A 20,978-nucleotide genomic window follows, 5' to 3' on the forward strand; every position below is an offset into this window, starting at 1 on the left:
GCATTCGCATTGCTCGCCGCCGCAGTCGCAGCCCCGGCACAAGCCGGTCTGAACGGCACCACCGTTTCGGCAGTCTATAATTTCCCCAACTATGGCGATGACTATCCCTTCGCCAGCGAAAGTCCGGGCAGCTTCATCGTCGGCGCCGGCGTCGAAAGCACGGTAAATGTTGAGGACGTGACCTTCATCACCGTCGACTTCACCGACAACGGCCTCACCGAACCCGCCACCTGGGCGATGCTGATCGCCGGCTTCGGCCTGGTCGGTGGTGCGCTGCGCCGCCGCCGTCCTGTCGCTACCTGATTCAATGGGGGAGGGGGCTACTCCTCCCCTGCAATCGCCGCCAGCTGCTTGCGCAGCCCGGCCAGCCATTCCCGCAGGATCTTGATCCAGCCGCGCAGCTTCTGCAGCAGGTCGCCCGATGTCAGCGTGGCACCGCGCGCATCCGCCACCTGAACAAAGCGGTCCAGCTGCTCCAGCATGGAATCCAAAAGCTCCACCCGCCGCGACGCCGACCACAGCGCAGAGTCCTCGAACGCACCGTCGCGCAGGTCGTTCAGTTCCCGCGCAGCCTGCGCCGAGATCTTCCGCATGCGGCCCGTCAGGGCGTCCACATCCTCGAACAGCCCATACTGCCCCGACATGCCCTGAAAACTTTCAAGCTCGGAGGTGAAGACCTTGTCCAGCACCTTCTGAAAGCCGGAAAAATCCGCCGCCGCGACTTCCAGCGGCCTTACGATCTCGTTCATTCCCACCTCATCAGAACGGGTTGTTTCCCCGTCTATGTCAGGCGGAAACGCTCTCGGCCAGCACCCGCAGCACGATAATGCCGTCGCCGTCGATCTCATAGTAGATGGTGTGGCGCCGGAACGGCAGGCTGCGCGTCCGGTCATCGATCGCCGGCTCTGCCCGGCCGTTCATCGGCTGCCGCGACAGCTGTTCCAGCTCTTCCTTCAGCCCGTCGCAATAATGGCGGGCGGTTTCCTCGCCAAAGAAGCGGAATTCATGCGCCATCTCGGCGAAGATCTCTCCAAGATCCCGCTCGGCCCGGATCGTCAGTTTCAGCGCGCTCATGCCGCCAGCTTCCGGTCGGTTGCACGCGACAAAATGCCCTCCAGCGAAACGAGCGAAATACCCCCTTCGCGGCCCTGCCGGATCGCGTCCCGCAGCTCCTCCAGGTGGGCATTCGGCGCCTGCGACACCCATTGTGCCAGTATCGACTCCGGGTCGCGCATGGATATGCCGCTGTCCCGCGCCTCGGCAATCGCCTGCTGACGCCGTTCCGCTGCATCCAATCGCAATTTGTCTTCGCTAATAAGTTGAGCAAGATAAGTGCCGATGCTCGCAACCCGCCCCAACGCGACTTGTGTCTCGCACCATGCAACTAAATGCTCAGGAAGTGAAAATTGACCCATATTTCGAACCTCTTGCGCTGCACTTTCCGTAATGGTGATTCAAAGTCAACGGGTGGGTCTGCCGTGTTAACCACTTACCTGAAGGTGCTGAAAGTCTGTGTCGTTCCGGCAATCAATTTCAACTGTAGGCTATTGAACTTGCGGCGCCGTTCCGGCACCCCGTCTGACATGAAGTTCATCCTTGCCGCTGCTGCCATGGTGCTCGCTGCCACCCCCGCCCTTGCCCAATCGGATAGCCCGCCCATGCTCACGCTCGACCGCCTTTTCGCCAACCCGCCGCTGCTCGGCACGCCGCCCCGCGCCCTGACCATCGCGCCGGATGGCCGGCATATTGCCTGGTTGCAGTCGCGCGCGGACGACCAGCTGCGCTTCGACCTGTGGGTGGAGGAAATCGCCACCGGCAAGCGCCGCATGGCGGTGGACAGCCTGGCCATGTCCTCCGGCCCCGCCAACCTCTCCGAAGCGGAGCTGATGCGCCGGGAGCGGGCGCGCATCGCCTCGTCCAAGGGCCTGGTCGAATATCATTGGGCGCCGGACGGTCGTTCGCTCCTTACGCCGCTCGACGGCGACATCTGGCTGACGCCGCTCGATGGAAAACCCCGCCGCCTGACCAATACGGCCTCCTCCGAGCTGGATGCGAAGCTGTCGCCGCGGGGCACGCACGCGAGCTTCGTTCGCGATCAGAACCTTGTCGTCCTCGACCTGGCCACGGGCAAGGAAGCCGCTCTCACCACCGCCGGCGGCGGCCTTGTCAGCTATGGCCTCGCCGAGTTCGTGGCGCAGGAGGAAATGCACCGGATGACGGGGCAATGGTGGGCGCCCGACGATCGGCGGATTGCCATTGCCCGCGTGGACGAGACGCCGGTGAAAGTCGCGGTGCGGTCTGCAATCGGCGCCGAAGGCACCCGCGTGACCGAGCAGCGCTACCCCTTTGCCGGCACGCCGAACGCCCTCGTCAGCCTGGAAATCCATGCGCTGGACGGAAGTGCGCCGGTTCAGGTCGATCTGGGCAGCGATCCCGACATCTACCTTGCGCGGGTAAACTGGCTGAACGCCGACCAGCTGATCGTGCAGCGCCAATCCCGCGACCAGAAGCGGCTGGACCTGCTGCTGGTGGAGGCGGCCACCGGCAAGTCCCGTATCCTGTTCAGCGAAATCTCGCCTGTCTGGATCGATCTGCACGACAGCCTGCGGCCTCTCGCGGACGGCAAGCGCTTCCTCTGGGCCTCGGAACGCTCAGGCCAGCGCCATCTCTATCTGTGGGATGGCAAGGCGCTGCAGCCGGTTACGCAGGGCGACTGGTCGGTTGGCGAACTGCTTGCGGTCAACGAAACCACCGGCAAACTGCTGTTCACGGGCTTTCGCGAAACGCCCATCGAAAAGTCTCTCTATCGGGTGAACCTGAGCGGCGGCGAGCCCGAGCGGCTGACCCAGCCCGGCGGCTGGACGGAGAGTGTGTCCGACAAGCAGGGCACGGCGCTGCTGCTCACCCGCTCCACGCCCACCATTCCGCCGATGGTGCTGCTGGCGACCACCGACGGCGACCCGCTGAACATCCGGCGCGAGATTACGGCGACCGACTTTCCCTATGCCGCCAGCCTCACCAGCCACATCGCGCCCCGTTATGGAACGCTAAAGGCGGCCGACGGCAAGACCGACCTCCACTATTCTCTGCAGCTTCCGGTGGGGCTGGCGCCGGGAACGAAGGTGCCGGTCTTCTTCGAGGTTTATGCCGGCCCCGGTGTGCAGCGGGTGCAGCGCGGCTTTGGCAAGCTGATCCACCAATATCTGTTGCAGCAGGGCTGGGCCGTTTTCCAGGTGGATGGCCGCGGCACGCCCAATCGCGGGACGGCATTTGAGAGCGCCATCTATCGCAAGCTCGGCTTCCCCGAAGTCGATGACCAGATGGCCGCACTCGACTGGCTGAAGCAACAGGGCTTTGCCGATCCGAAGCGCATTGCCGTCTATGGCTGGTCCTATGGCGGCTATATGGTGCAGCGGCTGATGACGAAATATCCGACCGCCTTCGCGGCAGGCATTTCGGGCGCTCCGGTTACCGACTGGACGCTTTATGACACGCACTATACCGAGCGGTATCTGGGCAATCCGGCGACGGACAGGGCGCCCTATACAGCCTCCGACGTGACGCTGGATGCGGCAAAGCTGGAACGGCCGCTGCTGATCGTGCACGGTCTTGCCGACGACAATGTCGTTTTCGACCATAGCGTACGGATGATCGCCGCCCTGCAGAAGGCCGGCAAGCCGTTCGAGCTGATGGTCTATCCGGGGCAGGGGCACGGTATCCGCGCGCCCGAGCTTGCCGAACATCAGTGGAAGACGATGCTCGATTTCCTGGACCGGACGGTGATCAACGCCAAATGATGTGCGTGTTCGCAATCGGCGCCATGGCGCCGATCAGGCGGCCTTCAGCGCCTCCACCAGCCTTGCCTCCTGCTCCGTCGTCATCGAGGTATTGAGGACGCGCGGGTTCCAGGCCTTGATCTCGGCGGTGACTTTGTCGACCGTCACTTCGCGCACCAGCACGAAGAGGGCGGAGGAATTGTTGGGGATGGTTTCGGCCAGCTTCTTCACGAACTCGTCGTTGACGCCATAGTCCATCAGGCTGCCGGACAGGGCGCCTGCGCCCGCACCGGCGCCGGCGCCGATTGCCATCCCGGCGAGCGGATTGAGGAACAGCAAACCCACCAGCATGCCCCAGAAGGCGCCGGAAAGCCCGCCCGAGGCTGCACCGAGGCGGGTGAGATTGACGGCCTGCTTGATGTGCACCTTGCCCTCCGCGTCGCGCTCCACGACGACGGCATCTTCCAGATCGATCAGGTGCTGCACCTTCAGGCTGCGCACCTTGTTCAGCACTTCGTCGGCCGATGCGATCCCGTCGAAACCCAACACCACCAGCTGTCCCATCGCTTTGCTCCCGGCGAATTTGCGCGCCTGTCGTGCACGCTTCACGTTGTGGTTGCATGACAGGGCCTGTCGGGCGCAACAATGCGCCAGATCAATTATCGGGGGTTTTCGCATGAACTGGCAGATGCAGACAGTGTTGGCAGGGATCATCGCGGCGATTGGGCTCTATATTCTGGCAAACCCGGTGTCGGTGACGGCGCTGGTTGCCGGGATCATCCCCTGGCTGCTGGTGGGTGCCGGCGCCATCTATCTTATTGCACTGCTGTTGCGCTCGCGGCGGCGGCCGCTGACGATGATCCTGCCGGGGATGGTGGGGGCGCTGCTGGTCTATGCCGGGCTTTCGATGAAGTTCGGCGATCCGCGCACGGTGGGGCCGGTGGGCGTGCCGTTCCTGCTGGCGCTGCTGCTGGTGGGTGGCGGCATCGCCAAGCTGCTGATGGCGCTGTCGCTGCGGCAATCGCGCTATTTCCCGATCCTGGCGGCGGCGTCCGGCATTTCCATCGTGATGGGCCTGCTGGTACTGTTCAACTGGGCGGCCGTTTCGGCCGGCTTCCTTGGCGTGGTGCTGGCGCTGGAGCTGCTGGCGGACGCGGCCTATCTGGCGGCGCTTGCCTTTCGGGATCGCGACAAGGAAGAAGCGAAGGAAGCGCTGGGCCTGGGCAAATAGGGCAATTGCAAGCCCGGCCGCGGCTTTACCGCCTGTATTTGCGACGAGTGCGCTCGACTCCCCGGCTGCCGGGGCATATGGTTAACGCCTGCGCCTTAGGGCTCGCGCGGCATGAACCGCGAGGCGCCAGACCACGTTCAAGTGGCGCTCCTGAAGAGGAGCGTGGGAGGCGGGCATGGCGAAGAAGCCGACGGAGGGCAGGGGCGGGACCCCTGTGGGCAGGATTGTCGGGAAGCAGCCGGTAGCGGGCAAGATCGTCGCAACGAAGGCTGCGGCGGGCAAGGTGGCCGCCGGCAAGGTTTCGGACAAGGCCAAGGTCATCGCCGGCAAGGTGACCGACAAGCTGGGCGACCGGCCCGTGATCGTCGAGCGCAACCCGCCCGTGTTTCGGCTGAACGATCCTGTCCAGAACCTGTTCAAGCGGGCGGGGGGCAGCAATGTCGTGGCGGTTGTCCGCCCGGATGACCTCGCTGCCATTCGGATCGAGCTGAACGGGCTCAACGTTACGGGGGGTGCTTCGCCGCGGCTGAAGAAGACGGGATCCGGCGCGGCGCATCTGATCCTGCACTTCCAGCCGCAGGCCATCGTGGAGCAGGCGTTTTTCGAGACGCAGGCGACCTATACCAACCCCACCAATCCGCAGGGCGATATCGCCCCCAGCCCGCCTGCGGATTTCAGCGAGACGCCGGGTGAGCCACCGGTGCGGGCGCGGATTTCGGGGGAATCGCGGCTGTCGTTCGCCGTGCCGGACGGGTTCGACATCGAATGGTCGCTGGCCTCGGTGCTGGAGGCCGTGCGGACGCTGGCGCCGAATGTGGCGGCGAATGCGAAGCCGCGCACCAGTCGTTTCCGGCCGATCATCTGGGGCGATATCTTCGTTGTCTCCAAGGTGAAGGCGCTGCACCCGAAGCTTCGGGGGCGGCTTGCGAGCTTTTCGGTGCGTTCGGCCCGTATCGGCGCGGCGGAGGATACCGCCGGGATCCTTGCCGGCCGTATCTCTGCGGTTGGCGGGCTGGTGCGGCCGATCGATGTGGCGCGCATTCCCGGCATCCGCTTTTCCGCGCGCCCGGCCTTGCCTTCGGCCACCACGACTTCGATCGAGCTGCCGTTCCGGCTGATCATTTCCCCGCACGAGGGGGAGCGGTTCCAGCATGCGACGGCCCCCGTGGTGACACCCGGAACCGGCCGTACCGAACTGTGGCATACCCGGTTGGTGGGGCCGAAGGGGTCAGCGCTGAAGGCGATCGAGCCGCCGCACCCGGACAGCAACCGGACGATCCGGGCGATCTGGGCGCTGACCGGGGAAAGCAGCCCGCCGGATCGGCCGATGCAGGGGAACTGGCCGGATATCGTCCATATTCCGCCGCCCAGCAATGCGCCGTTCCGGATGCCGATGAACGATTTCGACCGGTTCCAGATTGCGCATCTGTCGTCGAACTTCTCGGTCGGCAACTACGTGCCGGAGCCGATCGACGCGAACCTGCTGATGCTGTCGGCGCTGGGTGGCTGGCTGGACAGCAAGGGCGGCTGGAACCCGCCGGGCCTGTCGGTCGAGGAATGGGTGCACCGCGCCTCGATGGCGCGCGACCATTATGTGCGGATCGTCTACAAGGGTTTCCTCTATCCGTTCGGGCACCGGGTGAGCCTGGTGAAGGTGACGGAGCGGAAGTTCCACAGCCCGCCGGGCAATACGGTGACGGGCAATCCCGCCAGCCAGTATCCGGGCAATATCGCCTATCTGCGGCAGCGGCTGTTCATGATCGTCCGCGAGCGGGAGCGCCACTATGATGAGGCGGCGCTCGGTGCGCTCAGGTCCAACGACAACAAGCGCAGCTGGCAGCGGCAGTTTCCGTTCGCCTCCGTGCGGATCCTGACGCAGACGACGCCCAACCTCGATCCGCCCGACCTGACCGATGTGGAGGGGCTGGACCAGCAGATGTTCTGGCCGGCGGTGGGCGGACAACCGTTCAAGTTCAGCTGTGTGGGGATCGACCTGGACGGCAGCCGTATCGCCTTTGATATGCCGATGATCTTCGTCGACAATATGCTGGCCTGCCCGCGCACCCGGCAGGGCAACAAGCTGGTGCCGCAGTGGAACACGGCCGAAACCTACGCCGAGAAGGCGCGCAAGGAATATAACAGCCGGCTGGATCGGCGCTCCATTCCGATGAAGGGGCAGCGGGTAGCGCTGGCGGGGAGCTTCAAGCCGGGCGATACGGCGGTGGAGAGCGAGACCATCGTTTTCAATGGCGAGGCGGAGGCGAACAATGCCGCGCTTCGCGCCGCGAGCGATCGGCTGAACCGGCCGCTGTGGTTTCCGAAGCTGGACGAGGTGCGGGCCCGCATCGGCGCGCTGGCGAAGCTGGGCGGCACCGACAAGAGCAACCTGGTCGGCTGGAACGCCTGGTATCTGGACAAGGGCTTCGTCGGCAACAAGGGCGAGGTGTTCGTGGACGTGAAGCCCGAGGGCGGCATGGCCATGCTGGACTTTTCCGCACAGGGCGACCGATCCGGCGGCTATGTGCAGCCGAACCTGAAGCCGAGCGCGCTGTCGCGGCTGGCCGGGCCGGTGATGGGGAATGTCGACAAGTTCGTGCAGGGGCAGACGGACGCCGGCGCCGGTTTTCCGACCAGCATTTCCGACCTGCCGCTGCCGCTTCTGTTTGGCTGCATCCCGCTGGGCGAGATCATCAAGGCGGTGCTGGACCTCACCGACACGCCGGATGAGATCCCGAAATTCGCCTCTGAAGCGGCGAACGATCTGGAGGCGTTCGTTTCCGGACTTTCGCGGCTTTATGGCTTCATATCGGATATCGCCGCGCAGCCGTCGCAGATCGGCGAAGCGGCGACTGCGGTGTTCAAGGCGCTGCTGGAAGATCTGAAGCAGCAGGGCCTTGCCTATGCGCAGGCGCAGATGGCGCCGGTGAATGCCGCCATCCAGCAGGCGACGGCGGCGCTGGGCGATGTCGCCTCGAAGCTGGAGGCGCTGAAGGCGCTGGTGGTGGACGTGGCGGACAGCGCGCCATCGCTGGGGCAGCTGCCCGGCTCCATCGCCACGGCACGGACCCGGCTGCAGCAGCTGAAGACGGCGGCCAATGCGCAGGTGGCGGGGCAGTCGCTGCCGTCCGGCTTGCGCCAGTCGATCCTTGGGGCGGTGCAGACGATCGACGATTTCCTCGCCGATCTGGAGCTGCTCCCTGCGATCATCTCGGCGGGCAAGTCGCTCTATGCGGCGCTGGACGCGATCTTCTCGGACCCAGGCGGGCTGGGCGAACTGTTCGAGGACCCGGCGGCCTTCGCGGCGTTGCTGGACGATGTGGCGGCGGCGCTGGGAGGTTTGCGACCGCCGCTGGAGAGTTTCGATCTGCTGGACGGTGCGCCGAAAAACACCATCCTCGGCGCGATGCAGGCGGTGGAGGAGGCGCTGGAATCGGCGGCAGATATCATTGAAATGCTCGCCAACCTGCTGGGCGAGGAAATGACCATCCGCTTCGACTGGAACCCCCGGATCGAAAGCTGGTGGCTGCCGGGCGCCAACAAGGCGACCGACGATCCGATCTTCCGCGCCAACGACCAGAAGGGCTTCCTTGTCGCGGTTGAGGCCAAGGTGAAGAAATCGGGCGGCGGCACGCCGAAGATCGGCGTTACCTGCGGCCTGAAGCATTTCGACCTGGTGCTGATTGCGCCCGCGAGCTTCCTGGAGCTGAACTTCGAGAAGATCGAGTTCACGATCGACAGCAGCGCCAAGATGGATGTCGACGTGCTGCTGAACGACATCAAGTTTGTCGGTCCGCTGAGTTTTGTGGAGACGCTGAAGGATCTGATCCCGCTCGATGGCTTCTCCGATCCGCCCTATCTGGACATCAGCGCGCAGGGCATCGACGCCGGCTTCGATATCGAGCTGCCGGGTATCTCGATTGGCGTGATGAGCCTGACGAACTTGAGCCTTGGGGCCGGGTTCACTGTGCCGTTCATCGGCCAGCCGCTGTCGGTGCGGTTCAATTTCTGCAAGCGCGAACAGCCGTTTACGCTGACGGTCTATATCTTCGGCGGGGGCGGTTTCTTTGGCGTCACTATCGATCCGAACGGCGTGCAGATCCTGGAGGCGGCGTTCGAGTTTGGCGCTGCCATCTCCATCGATTTCGGCGTTGCGTCGGGCGGTGTGTCGGTGATGGCGGGCATCTACTTCCGGATGGAGCAGGACGCGGCCTCTCTCACCGGCTATTTCCGGCTGGAGGGGCATGTCGATGTGCTGGGGCTCATCACCGCCTCGCTGGAGCTGTATCTGGAGCTGCGATACGAGTTCCAGAGCGGCAAGTGCGTCGGCAAGGCCGAGCTGACGATCGAGATCTCGCTGTTCATCTTCTCCGGCAGCGTCACCATCACCTGCGAGCGTAAGTTCGCCGGTTCCAATGGCGATCCGTCCTTGCGCGACATGCTGGGCTTCCAGCCGGCGATGCCGCTGGAGCAGGAACTGGCCGCCATCGACGATGACACCGAATATGCCTGGCGCGACCATATCGAGGCGTTTGCCTGAGGGAGGGGGTTTCAGATGGCCAAGGCAAGCGTGATGTGGACGGTGCTGCCCGCCGGGCGGGTGAACGGCGGCGACCGCCTTCTGAATGTCTCGGTGCTGGTGGCGCCGAGATTGACGCCGCAGGTGGTGGACGAGCGGCAGCTTTCCGCGTTTCCGGATTTCCTGAACTGGCCGAAGACCGTGGCCGAGGCGACGTTCGCGCTCAGGATCAACGGCGTGCTGCACGAGTTGGGGCAGCAGAACGAGCTGCAGCCCGAGCTGTGGGACAAGCTGTTCAGCGCAGAGACGCCGGTGAGCGGCTTTGTCTTTGCCGACATGAGCCGGGTGAACCTGCGCTCTTTCCCGGTGCGGCATGTGCTGGGCTTCCTGCGCCGATATTATGGCCGGCTGGCGGTGCAGTCGGCCTCCAACCTGCCCAGCCTGCTGCCGTGGGATGGCGCGCATCCGGATCTGAAGGAGATGGTTGGCGAGTTGGGAATGCGCACGCGCAAGATCCCGCTGGGGCATGGCATGCTGGAACTGCCGGAGCCGGGCTTCGGGCGCTTCTATGACAAGGAGGCGAAGGGGCTGGACCGTATCCAGCGGGCGCAGGTGTTCGGACCGGACAGCCAGTATAACCGGAAGATCGATGGCCCGGGGGGCGAGCAGGGCGGGGCAAGCGCGTCGGTGCGGGCGCTGCCGCCCGATTGGACCAATCCGCGCCCCGGCGGGCCGAATGCGCCGATCCAGCCGGGGCCGGCGGCGCAGGTGATGGACCAGTTCCGCAGCCAGACCGAATATGCGATGTGGCAGGCGGATCGCTTCTATCGGCGGGTGCCCGCGACAGAGGAAGAGCAGCGGATGCGGCGACCGGATTTCTCCGCCGTGCCGCCGCCACCGAAGCAGCCGGAGATGGATTTTCACCGTATCGTCGCCTCGTTTGGCGACCATCCGGCGCTGTTGCGGCAGCTGGGGCTGCTGCTGGATTTCCGGGTGAAGGCCGAGGCGGTGAATGCACTTGTGGCGGCGGGCGGCGGAACCGGAGACGGCATCCTGCAGCTGGAGGTGAAGTGGCCGCGCGCGACGGGTTTTGACGATGGGCGCCCGCGGACGGCCTTTCGCGCCGACAAACAGCGTTTCTATACCCGTCCGCGCGGCGGCGACAGCGCGCGCGGGCTGCTGAAGCTGGAACATGCGCACGATGGCTGGGGCGTGGCCGAGCGGAAGACGCGCAGCCCGTTCGACCTGTTCCAGCTGGACCCGGACGGGGCGGCGCTGAAGACGGTGGGCTTTACAGTAACTGCGCAGGGGTTGGTGACCAAGCATCTGGACCGCAAGCTGCCCGATGGCGGCGTTACCTATACTACCGGCGACCGGCAGGGGGTGGCGGCGCTGCGTTCAGGTGGGCTGGGCGTGTCACGCCATGGTCGGGCACAGACGGTAGCGCTGAATGCGGCGGCCGCGGCCACGCGCAATGCCAGGGTGGCAAGTGGGGCGGCACAGGATGTGCTCTATTTCGCGGAGGATGTGCATCGCGGCTGGCGGGTGGATGTGTCGCCGGTGGAGGATGAGGTGAACCCGGGCAAATGGTTCAGCCTGAATGCGCGGACCGGCAGCTATCGGCTGCAGAAGACTGACGAGAAGTTGGATCTGCCGCCGGATGAAGGGCATGTCGCGGGGGCGTCCACCACCAGATCTGTCGATGCCGCTGCCGACCCGGACGATCATTATCTGCACGAAACGATGTTCCGCTGGAGCGGCTGGAGCCTGTCTGCGCCGCGTGCCGGGCGGGCGATCCGCGCGCGGAAGGTGGAGGGGACAGAGCTGCAGGCAGAGGAGCCTGCAGACGTCAGCGACGAGGCGCAGGGCGGCAATGGTCTGGTGGTCAGCTTCAGCGCGACAAAGGGCACTTTGCCGCGGCTGCGGTTCGGACAGCTGTATCGGATGCGGGCGCGCGAAGTGGATGTCGCGGGCAACAGCCTGTTGCTGGACGATCCGACGCTGGAGCCGCTGGAGCAGGCGAGCGATGCGGTCGGCTATTGGCGGTTCGAGCCGGTGGATCCGCCGGCGCTGGTGCAGAAGCATCGGGTGAGCGAAGGCGAATCCGGGGAGCGGATGGTGATCCGTTCGAACTGGGATCTCTCGACCGATGACTATCCGGCCTCCGCCGATTTTGCGGCGGCGATCGCGCTGCCGGCTTCGGCGGACTTCGCCTATCCGGTGGTGAATGAGCGGCATTTCGCCCCGCCCAAGGCGGCGCAGATGCTGTGCGAGACGCATGGGAGCTTTGACCCGTTCTTCGGAAATCCGGCGGAGATCAAGAAGGGCTATGAGATCGCCGCGCGCGAGGCGGGGACGTTGTTTGACGGCGCCGAGCTGGTGACGCCGGTGAAGCTGACGGAGGTGGCGAAGACGCCGGAGCTGCCGCCACGTCTGCCGTCTGAGGACAACCCGGTGGGCGACCGGCTGGTGGGCGGGCAGTATATCATCCATCCTGAGGAGCAGCTGCTGACGCCCTATCTGCCCGACCCGGCGGCGGCCGGCGTGGCGTTGCGGGCGGCGCCGGGGCATCAGCTGCCGGGGGTCGATCAGGAGATGGACCTGGGGCCAAGCTGCATCGTGCGGCGGGCGCCGAACCAGGAGCTGGTGCTGCTGGTGGCGCATGCGAAGCGCTGGCCGGATTCCTTTGGATTTCGGCTGATCCTGGTGGAGCGGAAGGCGGCGATCGGCAGCCTGCCGTGCAACGAGCAGTTCGACAGCCCCGGCCGGCCGAAATGGGATGAGGATGCGCGAACGCTGACGCTGTTCGTTTCCAAGGGGCGGATCGTACGGTTGAACTTTGCGAGCTTTGTCGCGCCGCGCGAAATCGGCAAGTTCGGCATTCCGATGTGGACGACCGATGCCGGCGGGCGGGAGTTTGCAACGCGGATGGCGGTGCTGGGCTGCAACTGGCTGGTGACTCCGTTCCGCCCGCTGGTGCTGGTGCACGCGACGCAGCAGCCGGTGTGCGAGCCGGAGTTGATCAAGCTGCACGCGGGAAGGCAGCCGGGCTGGCAGCATGCGGAGCTGAAATCGGTGGTGGACCTGCACGGGCCATCATCGGGCAAGTTCGAGATCGAGGCGGTGTGGAGCGAGTGGGTCGACGATATCAGCCGCCCCAGGCCCGAACGGGTGGAGCGGAAGGGACAGCTGGGGGAGATCCTGCTGGCCGAGAATCATGTGAACCAGTTCGAGCTGAAGGAGGCAGTCGATGCGATGATCTTCGATCCGCAACGGCCGCGGGCACGGGCCGACCGGCATGAGTTTGGCGACACCAGGTTTCGGCTGATCGAATATCGGGCGCGGGCGACTACGCGGTTCCGCGAATATCTGCCCGAAGCGCTCTATGTGCAGACCGACAAGGTGACGCGGCTGGGGCCGCCGGCGCAGGGAAGCCGCTATATCGTTGGCGCCGACGACGATGCCGGGGCGCCGGTACTGCCGGACAGTGCCGGGCCGGTGAACCGGACGGCGATTCCGGCGACGGTGGCGCCGGATGATCCCCGGCTGCTGTATGTGGTGCCGAGTTTTCGCTGGCAGAGCAGCGGGACGGCTACCAATCGCACCATCACCCGGATCGGCAATGGCCTGCGCGTGTGGCTGGATCGGCCGTGGTTCACTTCGGGAGACGGCGAGCTGCTGGGCGTGGTGATCCATGCGGATGGCGGCAACTTCACCGACATTCCGCAGGCGTTGCAGCCCTATGTGACGCAATGGGGGCGCGATCCGCTGTGGGAGACGGTGGTTCCGAAATCGCGGACGCGGGTGACCGATTTTCCGGCAAGCGTCTGGCATGAGAATCATGTGCTGACGGAACGGCCGGGCGATCCGCCGGTGACGATAGTTGGGCATCGGGTGCATTTCGACGAAGCGCGCGGGCTGTGGTATGTGGATATCGAGCTGGATGCGGGCGCTACCTACATGCCGTTCGTGCGGCTGGCGCTGGTGCGCTATCAGCCCAATGCGCTGGGCGGGCGGAAGATCTCCAATGTGGTGCTGGCCGAGTTTTCGCAGGTGTTGCCGAGGCGGCAGGCGAAGCTGGTGCGCAACGGTGCCGTGGCGACGCTGACGCTGAACGGCCGGGCGCCGGCGTCGGGGCCGATGAAGTTCGATCGGGACAGCGCCTTTCAGGATATATCGCTGCTGCAGGGCATCCAGGAGCTGGGACGGAACCGGGTGGAGCTGGTGCACCAGACGCGCGATCCGGATACCGACAGCGACCTGGCCTGGAGCGAAGGCACGCTGCTGGCGAGCAGCCTGACCGGGCCGGATGTGCCTGGGCCTGGGCCTGGTCCGGGGCCATTTCCGATAGCGCAGGCTGCTGGCGTTAAGGCCGTCCGCGCGCGCGATAGCGCCCGCATTGTCGAGCCGCGCGCCGGTGGCAAGGTGAGCCTGCCATCCGTTTTCGAGCGGCCGGGCGATATATTGGAGCGATTCCCGAGCTTTGGCGATCCGGAGATATTCGAGGCGACGGTCACCCTTCCTGCCGGTAGCCGTCCGGCGCGGTTGATGCTGCGCGAGTATGAGCGCTATTACTCCGACCGCACCGTGCCGGAGCGGGCGGCGGGCGCCGTCCGCCGGCGTCGGGTGGTGGAGGAACGCCTGGTCTATGCCGCAATCTTCGAGCTCTGAAGGCAGGATTTTCGTCGGCATTGGCGGCTGGACCTATGCGCCGTGGCGGGGGGTTTTCTATCCCGCCGGGCTGGCGCAGGCGCGCGAGCTGGAGTTTGCAGGCGAGCAGCTGACCTCCATCGAGATAAACGGCACCTTTTATGGATCGCAGAAGCCGGAAAGCTTTCGCAAATGGCATGATGAGACGCCGGAGGATTTTGTGTTCTCCCTGAAGGCACCGCGCTTTGCGACCAACCGGCGCGTGCTGGCGGACGCCGGCGAAAGCATCGGCCGCTTCTTTGCGAGCGGCGTGCTGGAGCTGCGGGACAAGCTGGGGCCGGTGAATTGGCAATTCGCGGGCACGAAGAAGTTCGATGCGGAGGATTTCAGCGCTTTCCTGAAGCTGCTGCCAAGGGAAGTGGAGGGCAGGGCGATCCGCCATGCGCTGGAAGTGCGACACGACAGCTTCCGTTCACCCGAATTTGCGGCACTTGCGCGCGAGCATGGGGCAGCGATCATCCTGGCTGGAGACAGCGCCTATCCGGAGATCGACGAAGCGACCGCCGATTTCGCCTATCTGCGGATCATGGGAACGGTCGACGGCGAAGAACAGGGCTATTCAGCCGCGAGACTGGACCAATGGGCCGGGCGCGCTCGCAAGCTGGCGGCTGGCGGGCGGGATGTGTTCCTGTATGTCATCAGCGGCCACAAGGTGCTGAATCCGGCGGCAGCTATGGCGCTGATCGAGCGGTTGAGGGCCTAGGCCGCCCTCGACAGGGAGGATCCGCCTTTGGTATTTTGGATGGCTGCGCTGCCCCCGAAGTCGGCGTCCATCGCCAAGAGACGCCAGGTTTGCGAATTCGGTCTCCCTCAGCCAGCGGGCGCCATGCCCGCCTCCCGGAAGGTCTGCCCCAGGGATACGGCCGCTTCCGATGTGGAACCCGTCGCGACTGCGGCGCCATTCGGCGCCTGAACGGCGCCGTCGGGCGCTGCGACGCTGGTTGTCTTTGGAGACCAGATTTCGCGAAGGGCAGGGTTGTCGGCGAGCATGCTGATGCCGCCGAGGGGCTTGGAGTGACCCTGATGACAGGTCTGGCAATTCACCTTCATCGGATCGCCCATCGGCCCCAGCCGATTCATATCCTTGGGAAAGACGGTCTGCAGCGGCTGAATATAGTCTTCGTTGGCCTGACGAGCCATGCGAATGCCATACCAGGCAGTCTGCCGCTGCAGGCGGCTTGAGTTCCAGTCGGCGAAATTATGGGTGTTGTGACAGAAGGTGCAGTTTACGCCGAGCGCCCCTGACATGCGCATCATCAGACCGTAGGTTACTTCTGCATCCTTGATTCCGGTCGGCTGGCTGCCGGGATGAACCTGGGTGGCGCCCACCCTGATTTCGCTGTTGCCAAGAAAGAAGGCGTTGGGATCGTTCGGAAGCGAAGCAAAGCCGACTGCTTGTACGGGTGCATTCTGGCCGTGCCTGTTGCGAAGGATGGTCCCCTGGGGGCCGTCCGGCTGGCTTGACCAGCTGAATTCGGGGACCGCCTTGCCGCGGTGGCAGGTGTAGCAGGTCACGCCCGTCTGCTTTACGTGGTCCGTCCAGTTCACATTGATATTTTTCGTCATTTTCAACATGTTGAGCGCTACGGTCTTGGTGTATTTTTCGTAGGAGCCCATGTTTTCGGGGTTGTGGCAATAGTTGCATCCGGCCTGTTCGGGTGGCGCATCCTTTGGCACAACCCATTCGGTTATATTGGCCATAAGGAGACCGAATTCCTCTACACTGATGTTCCCCAGCAGTTTCAGATCCGGATAGACTTCGCCTGCCTTCTGACCCTCCCGCGTTTCCAGCTTGTAGGCGGACGGCGGGGGAGTTTCGGGATTGCTGGCAAGGTTCGCTTTCCTTACCTGCTCCATGCCCGCACCCCGAGGTCCGAGCTGGCTGCTTTCCTTGGCCCCGGGCTCGCAGCCGGCCAGCAGCAGCGAAAGCGGGGCGAGCGCGACGAGCGCGGCGGGGCGGCCGGTTTCTAGGATCATTGGACTGCTCCGGGATGCGTGTTGGGATCCATCGCGCCGGTTGCCGGATAGTGGGGGGCATAACCGTGCTGGACTGCAAACAGATACAAGTTATCTACCACGGTGCCGGTTAGCAGGATGCCGATGCCCCCGGTCAGGGTGGTGAGCACTGCGAACCACCAGGCCCAGCGGTGGATGGATTCCATCGTTGCGTTGAAACCCATCGTCCAACGCCAGAACAGCGCGGCGCGTTCGGTGGCAGTGCCCCTGTCTGTGATCTGCTCCAGTTCGCGCTCGCCGCCATAACGGCCCACTGCCAGAATGGTGGCGCCGTGCATGGCGAACAGCAGGGTCGAGCCATAGAGGAAAGCGATCGAGAGGCAGTGGAAGGGATTGTAGAAAAGGTTGCCGTACCGGATCGAGAAGGCAGCCGTCCAATGCAGATGCGGGAAGATGCCGAATGGGACCGCCTCGGAAAAGCTGCCCATCAGCACCGGGCGGATGAAGCCCAGCGTGAGGTACAGGAAGATGGCGGACGCGAACGCCCAGGCCACGTGGGTGCCCATGCCAAGTGCCTTGGCGCGGCGATAGGTTCTGAGCCACCAGAGCAGGATGGACGTGGTGAGGAAGAAGCCGGCGATCAGCCACCAGCCGCCTTCGGCCAGAGGCGGAATCCTGAGCCCGTACTTGGCCGCCGGCGGTTCAAGCGCCAGCCAGAAGAGCTGGCGGACAAACTGCACCGGATCCCAGCCCACCGAGGCGAACATGTTGAGACCGATGATCTCGAAGGCGAGAAATCCGCAGATCAGGGAAGCGATTCCCAGTGGCCCAAGATAGATCGGCCCGATCTGTGCGTTGAAGACCTTGCCCAGCCAGTAGCTGCTGGCTGTCCCGCCGGTGCGCGGATCTGAGTCCCTGGCTGGCGGTCCCACTTCGGGCGGGCCTGCAAGCTGCACCTGGGTGAATATGTTCTGATACCCCATAATGTGCGCTCCTCAGCTCCAGACAGGAAGGTTGAGCCACCAGGTCCACCATTCGGGCCAGCCACGGGTCCAGAAGGGGCCGCTGATGATGATGCACACCGCGCTCCAGAAGCCTGCCGAGAGGGCAAGAAACAGCCCGAGACGGTGGATGCCGAGTTCGCCGACCGAATAGCCGAGTACATCGCGGAAGAAGGTATCTTCATATTCCGGGCTCTTCACCGTCTCCCCCTTTTGCGGATTGGCGGAGGAAAGGATGAGGGAGCCATGGAGGGCAAGTGCGAACGTGGTGGTGAAGAAGAAGCTCACCGCGATCATGTGGGCCGGATTGTAGTGAAAATGCAGGAACTGGTATCCGACGTTGGATACCCAATCGAGGTGGCTGAAGATGCCGTACGGAAAGCCGTGGCCCCAGGCGCCCAGCAGCATGGGGCGGAAAATCACCAGTGTGACATAGGCGAAGATGGCTACCCCGAACGCGAACGGCACATGGTACCCCATTCCGAGCTTTCGGCAGATTTCCACTTCCCGCAGCATCCAGCTGACAAAGGAGCCGACTGCGCAGATCGTGATGATCTGCCAGAGGCCGCCCTCCATCATCGGCGCGAGGCCGAGACCGTATTTCAGGTCTGGCGGGTTTATCGAGATAAGCCAGGGGTTCCACGTTGGACCCTGGCTGGCACCCCATAGGATGAGAGCGGTGCCGAGCGCCGCGAAGAAGATCGTCGTGACACCGAAAAAGCCCACATAGAACGGGCCTACCCAGAAATCGAAGAGATCGCCGCCGATCAGCGTGCCGCCTCTCACACGATATTTCCGTTCAAAGCTCAGCAGCGCCATTGGACACCTCTTCGAGCGCTGGGGGCGAATGCCCTTTGGCGCCATTCCTTATTTCAAGCTCGGGCGGGCAGGCCTTTCCTATGAGATATGACAATCCTGCCCGTCGTCGCTGTCAGAATGCCTGAACTCCGGTCACGCCCGGTCAGGGCGTAGTCGAAGTGGTGGCGGCCACCGCATTGTTGCCGCCGTCAAGCCAGTTGAAGCGATTTGTGCTGAGCAGAATGAAGTGAATCAGAAGTGCCAGCACAAAAAGGAATATGAACAATGCCACGAGCGTGCGTCGCGGATCGAATATCAACCACAATCTCCACATGTCATTCTCTCCTATTGCTGAATCCATTTCCAACGATGTTGCCGGCAGTTTCAGAAAGCCGGCACAACGTCAGAGGAAGGGTCAGAGCCAAGGCCTCCAGCTCCACACCAGGAAGTGTGCGATGATCGCGATGACGGTGAAGCCGATGAACCCGGAAATGAAGAGTTTATGAAACTCTTGCGCCTCCTGAGGTTCCAGGAAGGTCCTGAGGCCCATCCTGTTGTCATTATTATCTACCATGTCCTTTTCTCCATGTTTTCCCGCAAGAAGAAGGGACGACCGCTCGCCCCGGCGGCGTCTTCGGCCGGCGAATGCCGGACGAAGCCTTTCGGGCGCGCACGCGCGCGCCACATCGGATTGCAGGCCCGCGGCCTCATGCGGCCCTCGCCTGCTGCACAGCTTCAGACAGCCGTTGCGCTGTCACCAGATTGTCGCCTGCGGCGCGTGCAGCCTGTTCGGCGCAATCCCGCAGCCTCTTGGCTGTCGATATCCGGACCAGCACAGGTTCGCGCTCGACGATCGCATCGAGCTGCGCCTTGGCGTCGTCCGCCCAGCTCAGTTCCCGCAGCAGGCGCGCGGGGGTCGCGTCAGCCATATCCATCTGGGTGGACAATGGCAGGATGTGGAACAGCGCATCAAACAGGGCGTTCACGACTTCCTGCACAAGCCAGGTGGCGCCCGAATAGCCCATGACCGGCGTGCCGGTGTGGCGGCGGATGGCTGCCCCCGGGAACGACGCTGGAATATAGATTCCGCGACAACCCGTCTCGGCCATGTACAGGCGCTCGTTGTACGAGCCGAACACGATCAGCGGCGGGGTTTTGGCGATGGCTTCGCGGACCGCTGCATTGTCTGGCTTGACGCCCGCAGAGCGCTGGAACGAAAAGGCGCAGGGCAAACCCATGTCGCCTTCGAGAAAATTGCGGATGCCACGCACATAGGTTTCGGTGGCGACGATTCCGAAGCTCGCGGTGCCGAAGAAATCCTGCGTGACGCTGCGCCAGAGATCCCACAGCGGCTTGATGGTGGTGTGCTTTTCGCTCGCGATGAACGGCTGCGGATCCAGCTCCAGCAGCTCGCCCAGCTTTTCGAGGAACAGTGTCGTGGAGCCGAGCCCTATCGGCGCCTGCAGCCACGGCCTGTCGAGCGCCTGGCAGAGGTTGGCGCCGAACTCGCGGTACATGCAGATATTCACGTCGGCATCCGCCAGCTTGCGGATATCCGCAAGGTGCGCGCCGAGCGGAAACACCATGTTCACCTGTGCGCCGATGCCTTCGACCAGGCGCCGGATTTCGGCAAGGTCTGAGGGCATGTTGAAGGTGCCGTACATTGGCCCGATGATGTTGACGCGCGGCTTCTGCCCATCCTTGCGGGGCTTTGGCGGCAAGGATTTTTTCGGGCCGAACTCCGTCCACAGCCAGGTCAGCGCACGGTCCGCCGCCTGCCACTGATCTTCGTCGATCGTGCGTGGCAGGAAGCGCTGGATGTTGGTGCCCTCCGGCGTCACGCCGCCGCCGATCATCTCGGCAATGGAGCCGGTCACGACGACCGCGGGGAGATCCGGATCGAGTGTGGCCCAGGCCCGCTTCATCGCGCCTTCGGTGCCGTCGCGTCCGAGTTCCTGCTCGCCAAGTCCCGTTACCACGATGGGAAGTTCGTGCGGAGGCAGACCGTCGGTGTAGTGAAGCACCGAGGTGACAGGCAGATTTTCGCAGCCGACGGGGCCGTCGATGATGACCTGCAGGCCTTTCACCGCACAAAAGGCATAGACAGCGCCCCAATAGCCGCCAGCCCTGTCGTGATCGAGGATCAGGCTCATCCGCCGATTGCCTCCTGCGCTTTGGCGGCGGCAATCCGACGGGCGGCGTACTTGGCCTTGAACTCGGGCCGATCGACCGGGGTTGCTTCCCATATGCCGGCGGAATTTTCGGTGCCAACGCCTTCGAAAAAGGCCTTCATGCGATTGAAGCGTTCGCCATTGGAAATCGCTGCGTTCACTACCAGCGCCAGGCTGCCGGCGCCGGCCGGACCCATCAACGGTCGGGCCGATATCAGGTTGGTGAAATACAGCGCCGGGATGGCCCGTTCCTTGGCGTGCTGGACGATCGGCGTGGTGCCAATCGCAAGATCGGGTTCGAATTCGTCGACGGCCTGCTTGTCCTGCTCGAGGCTGGCGCGGAATTGCACGCGGGTTCCGCGTGCTTCCAGCCATTCGCCATCCGGATCGGACCACGGAGTGCGTGGGCAGGCGGTGCCGACATAGGGTACGCTGGCGCCGCTTTCGATGAGCAGCCGGGCGACGAGAAGTTCCGAGCCCTCGTAACCCGAAACCGTTATCCGGCCCTTTACGGGTTTCGCGGCGAGCGCTCCGGCTATTGCCGGCAGGAAGCGGTTCTTTGCTGCATCGACCTGGGATTGTGCCACGCCAAAAGCGGAGCCGATGGCGTCGAGCCAGGCTGCAGTGCCTTCGCGTCCAACCGGGGCCGAGCCAACTATCCGGCGACCGGCCGCCTGAAATTCCCGCACCGATGTCCGCCGTCAGCACCAATGGCACAGATTTGAGGTTGTGATTTAAGGAGGATCTGGGCTTCGTCGTAGTGACGAAGGAACGAAGATGAAGCCCAGATCCTCCAATGTAAAATCGCCCGCCAAGGCC

15 protein-coding genes and 2 pseudogenes are annotated in these 20,978 nt (G+C 64.1%); 6 read left to right on the forward strand and 11 right to left on the reverse strand.

Going from position 1 to position 20,978, the window contains the following annotated elements:
• Nucleotides 1-216: 216 nt before the first annotated feature.
• A pseudogene (locus tag IM784_RS17780) lies at nt 217-303 on the forward strand (PEPxxWA-CTERM sorting domain-containing protein); the annotation flags it as partial.
• Between the two features lie 17 nt (nt 304-320).
• On the opposite strand, the gene IM784_RS13880 reads toward IM784_RS17780, so the two are convergent.
• Genes IM784_RS13880 through IM784_RS13890 form a run of 3 tightly spaced genes read right to left on the reverse strand, consistent with a single transcriptional unit; the run spans nt 321 to nt 1,415 of the window.
• The gene (locus tag IM784_RS13880; RefSeq protein ID WP_199555932.1) at nt 321-749 is read right to left on the reverse strand and encodes a hypothetical protein; all 429 of its coding nucleotides are present in this window, start codon (nt 747-749) and stop codon (nt 321-323) included.
• Nucleotides 750-786: 37 nt separating this feature from the next.
• Nucleotides 787-1,074, reverse strand: a complete 288-nt coding sequence (locus IM784_RS13885; protein ID WP_199555933.1) for a type II toxin-antitoxin system RelE/ParE family toxin — start codon at nt 1,072-1,074, stop codon at nt 787-789.
• Nucleotides 1,071-1,415, reverse strand: a complete 345-nt coding sequence (locus IM784_RS13890; RefSeq protein ID WP_199555934.1) for a ribbon-helix-helix domain-containing protein — start codon at nt 1,413-1,415, stop codon at nt 1,071-1,073. Before IM784_RS13890 ends, IM784_RS13885 begins: the two co-directional genes overlap by 4 nt.
• A 168-nt stretch (nt 1,416-1,583) precedes the next feature.
• Here IM784_RS13890 and IM784_RS13895 point away from each other — a divergent pair, with 168 nt between their 5' ends.
• On the forward strand, nt 1,584-3,797 hold the full coding sequence (locus tag IM784_RS13895) for a S9 family peptidase (RefSeq protein ID WP_199555935.1): 2,214 nt from the start codon (nt 1,584-1,586) through the stop codon (nt 3,795-3,797).
• Nucleotides 3,798-3,830: 33 nt separating this feature from the next.
• On the opposite strand, the gene IM784_RS13900 is transcribed toward IM784_RS13895, so the two are convergent.
• Nucleotides 3,831-4,340, reverse strand: coding sequence for a DUF1269 domain-containing protein (locus tag IM784_RS13900; protein WP_199555936.1), 510 nt, complete (start codon nt 4,338-4,340; stop codon nt 3,831-3,833).
• A 112-nt stretch (nt 4,341-4,452) separates the two neighbouring features.
• Here IM784_RS13900 and IM784_RS13905 point away from each other — a divergent pair, with 112 nt between their 5' ends.
• The 4 genes from IM784_RS13905 to IM784_RS13920 all read left to right on the forward strand — a co-directional run bounded on the left by IM784_RS13905 (nt 4,453) and on the right by IM784_RS13920 (nt 14,936).
• Nucleotides 4,453-5,007, forward strand: a complete 555-nt coding sequence (locus tag IM784_RS13905; RefSeq protein ID WP_199555937.1) for a hypothetical protein — start codon at nt 4,453-4,455, stop codon at nt 5,005-5,007.
• Between the two features lie 175 nt (nt 5,008-5,182).
• Nucleotides 5,183-9,544, forward strand: coding sequence for a coiled-coil domain-containing protein (locus IM784_RS13910; RefSeq protein WP_199555938.1), 4,362 nt, complete (start codon nt 5,183-5,185; stop codon nt 9,542-9,544).
• 15 nt (nt 9,545-9,559) lie between these two features.
• The gene (locus tag IM784_RS13915) at nt 9,560-14,194 is read left to right on the forward strand and encodes a hypothetical protein (protein WP_199555939.1); all 4,635 of its coding nucleotides are present in this window, start codon (nt 9,560-9,562) and stop codon (nt 14,192-14,194) included.
• Nucleotides 14,172-14,936: a DUF72 domain-containing protein gene (locus IM784_RS13920; protein ID WP_199555940.1), complete on the forward strand. Its 765-nt coding sequence runs from the start codon at nt 14,172-14,174 to the stop codon at nt 14,934-14,936. Before IM784_RS13915 ends, IM784_RS13920 begins: the two co-directional genes overlap by 23 nt.
• A 107-nt stretch (nt 14,937-15,043) precedes the next feature.
• On the opposite strand, the gene pufC is transcribed toward IM784_RS13920, so the two are convergent.
• The 7 genes and pseudogenes from pufC to IM784_RS13955 form a co-directional block, all read right to left on the reverse strand.
• Entirely contained in the window at nt 15,044-16,210 is a 1,167-nt protein-coding gene (gene pufC / locus IM784_RS13925) for a photosynthetic reaction center cytochrome PufC (protein WP_199555941.1), read from the reverse strand.
• The gene (gene pufM / locus IM784_RS13930) at nt 16,207-17,175 is read right to left on the reverse strand and encodes a photosynthetic reaction center subunit M (protein WP_199555965.1); all 969 of its coding nucleotides are present in this window, start codon (nt 17,173-17,175) and stop codon (nt 16,207-16,209) included. Before pufM ends, pufC begins: the two co-directional genes overlap by 4 nt.
• 9 nt (nt 17,176-17,184) lie before the next feature.
• Entirely contained in the window at nt 17,185-18,009 is an 825-nt protein-coding gene (gene pufL / locus IM784_RS13935) for a photosynthetic reaction center subunit L (RefSeq protein ID WP_199555942.1), read from the reverse strand.
• A 142-nt stretch (nt 18,010-18,151) separates the two neighbouring features.
• Entirely contained in the window at nt 18,152-18,322 is a 171-nt protein-coding gene (gene pufA / locus IM784_RS13940; protein ID WP_199555943.1) for a light-harvesting antenna LH1, alpha subunit, read from the reverse strand.
• An 81-nt stretch (nt 18,323-18,403) separates the two neighbouring features.
• A complete protein-coding gene (gene pufB, locus IM784_RS13945; RefSeq protein ID WP_199555944.1) occupies nt 18,404-18,562 on the reverse strand; it encodes a light-harvesting antenna LH1, beta subunit in 159 nt (52 codons plus the stop codon).
• Nucleotides 18,563-18,695: 133 nt separating this feature from the next.
• A complete protein-coding gene (gene bchZ, locus IM784_RS13950; RefSeq protein ID WP_199555945.1) occupies nt 18,696-20,141 on the reverse strand; it encodes a chlorophyllide a reductase subunit Z in 1,446 nt (481 codons plus the stop codon).
• Nucleotides 20,138-20,851, reverse strand: a pseudogene (locus tag IM784_RS13955) (nitrogenase component 1); the annotation flags it as partial. The gene bchZ and the pseudogene IM784_RS13955, both read right to left, overlap by 4 nt.
• Nucleotides 20,852-20,978: the final 127 nt, after the last annotated feature.

The sequence above is a fragment of the Sandaracinobacteroides hominis genome (genome assembly GCF_016464365.1).
Taxonomy (GTDB): domain Bacteria; phylum Pseudomonadota; class Alphaproteobacteria; order Sphingomonadales; family Sphingomonadaceae; genus Sandaracinobacteroides; species Sandaracinobacteroides hominis.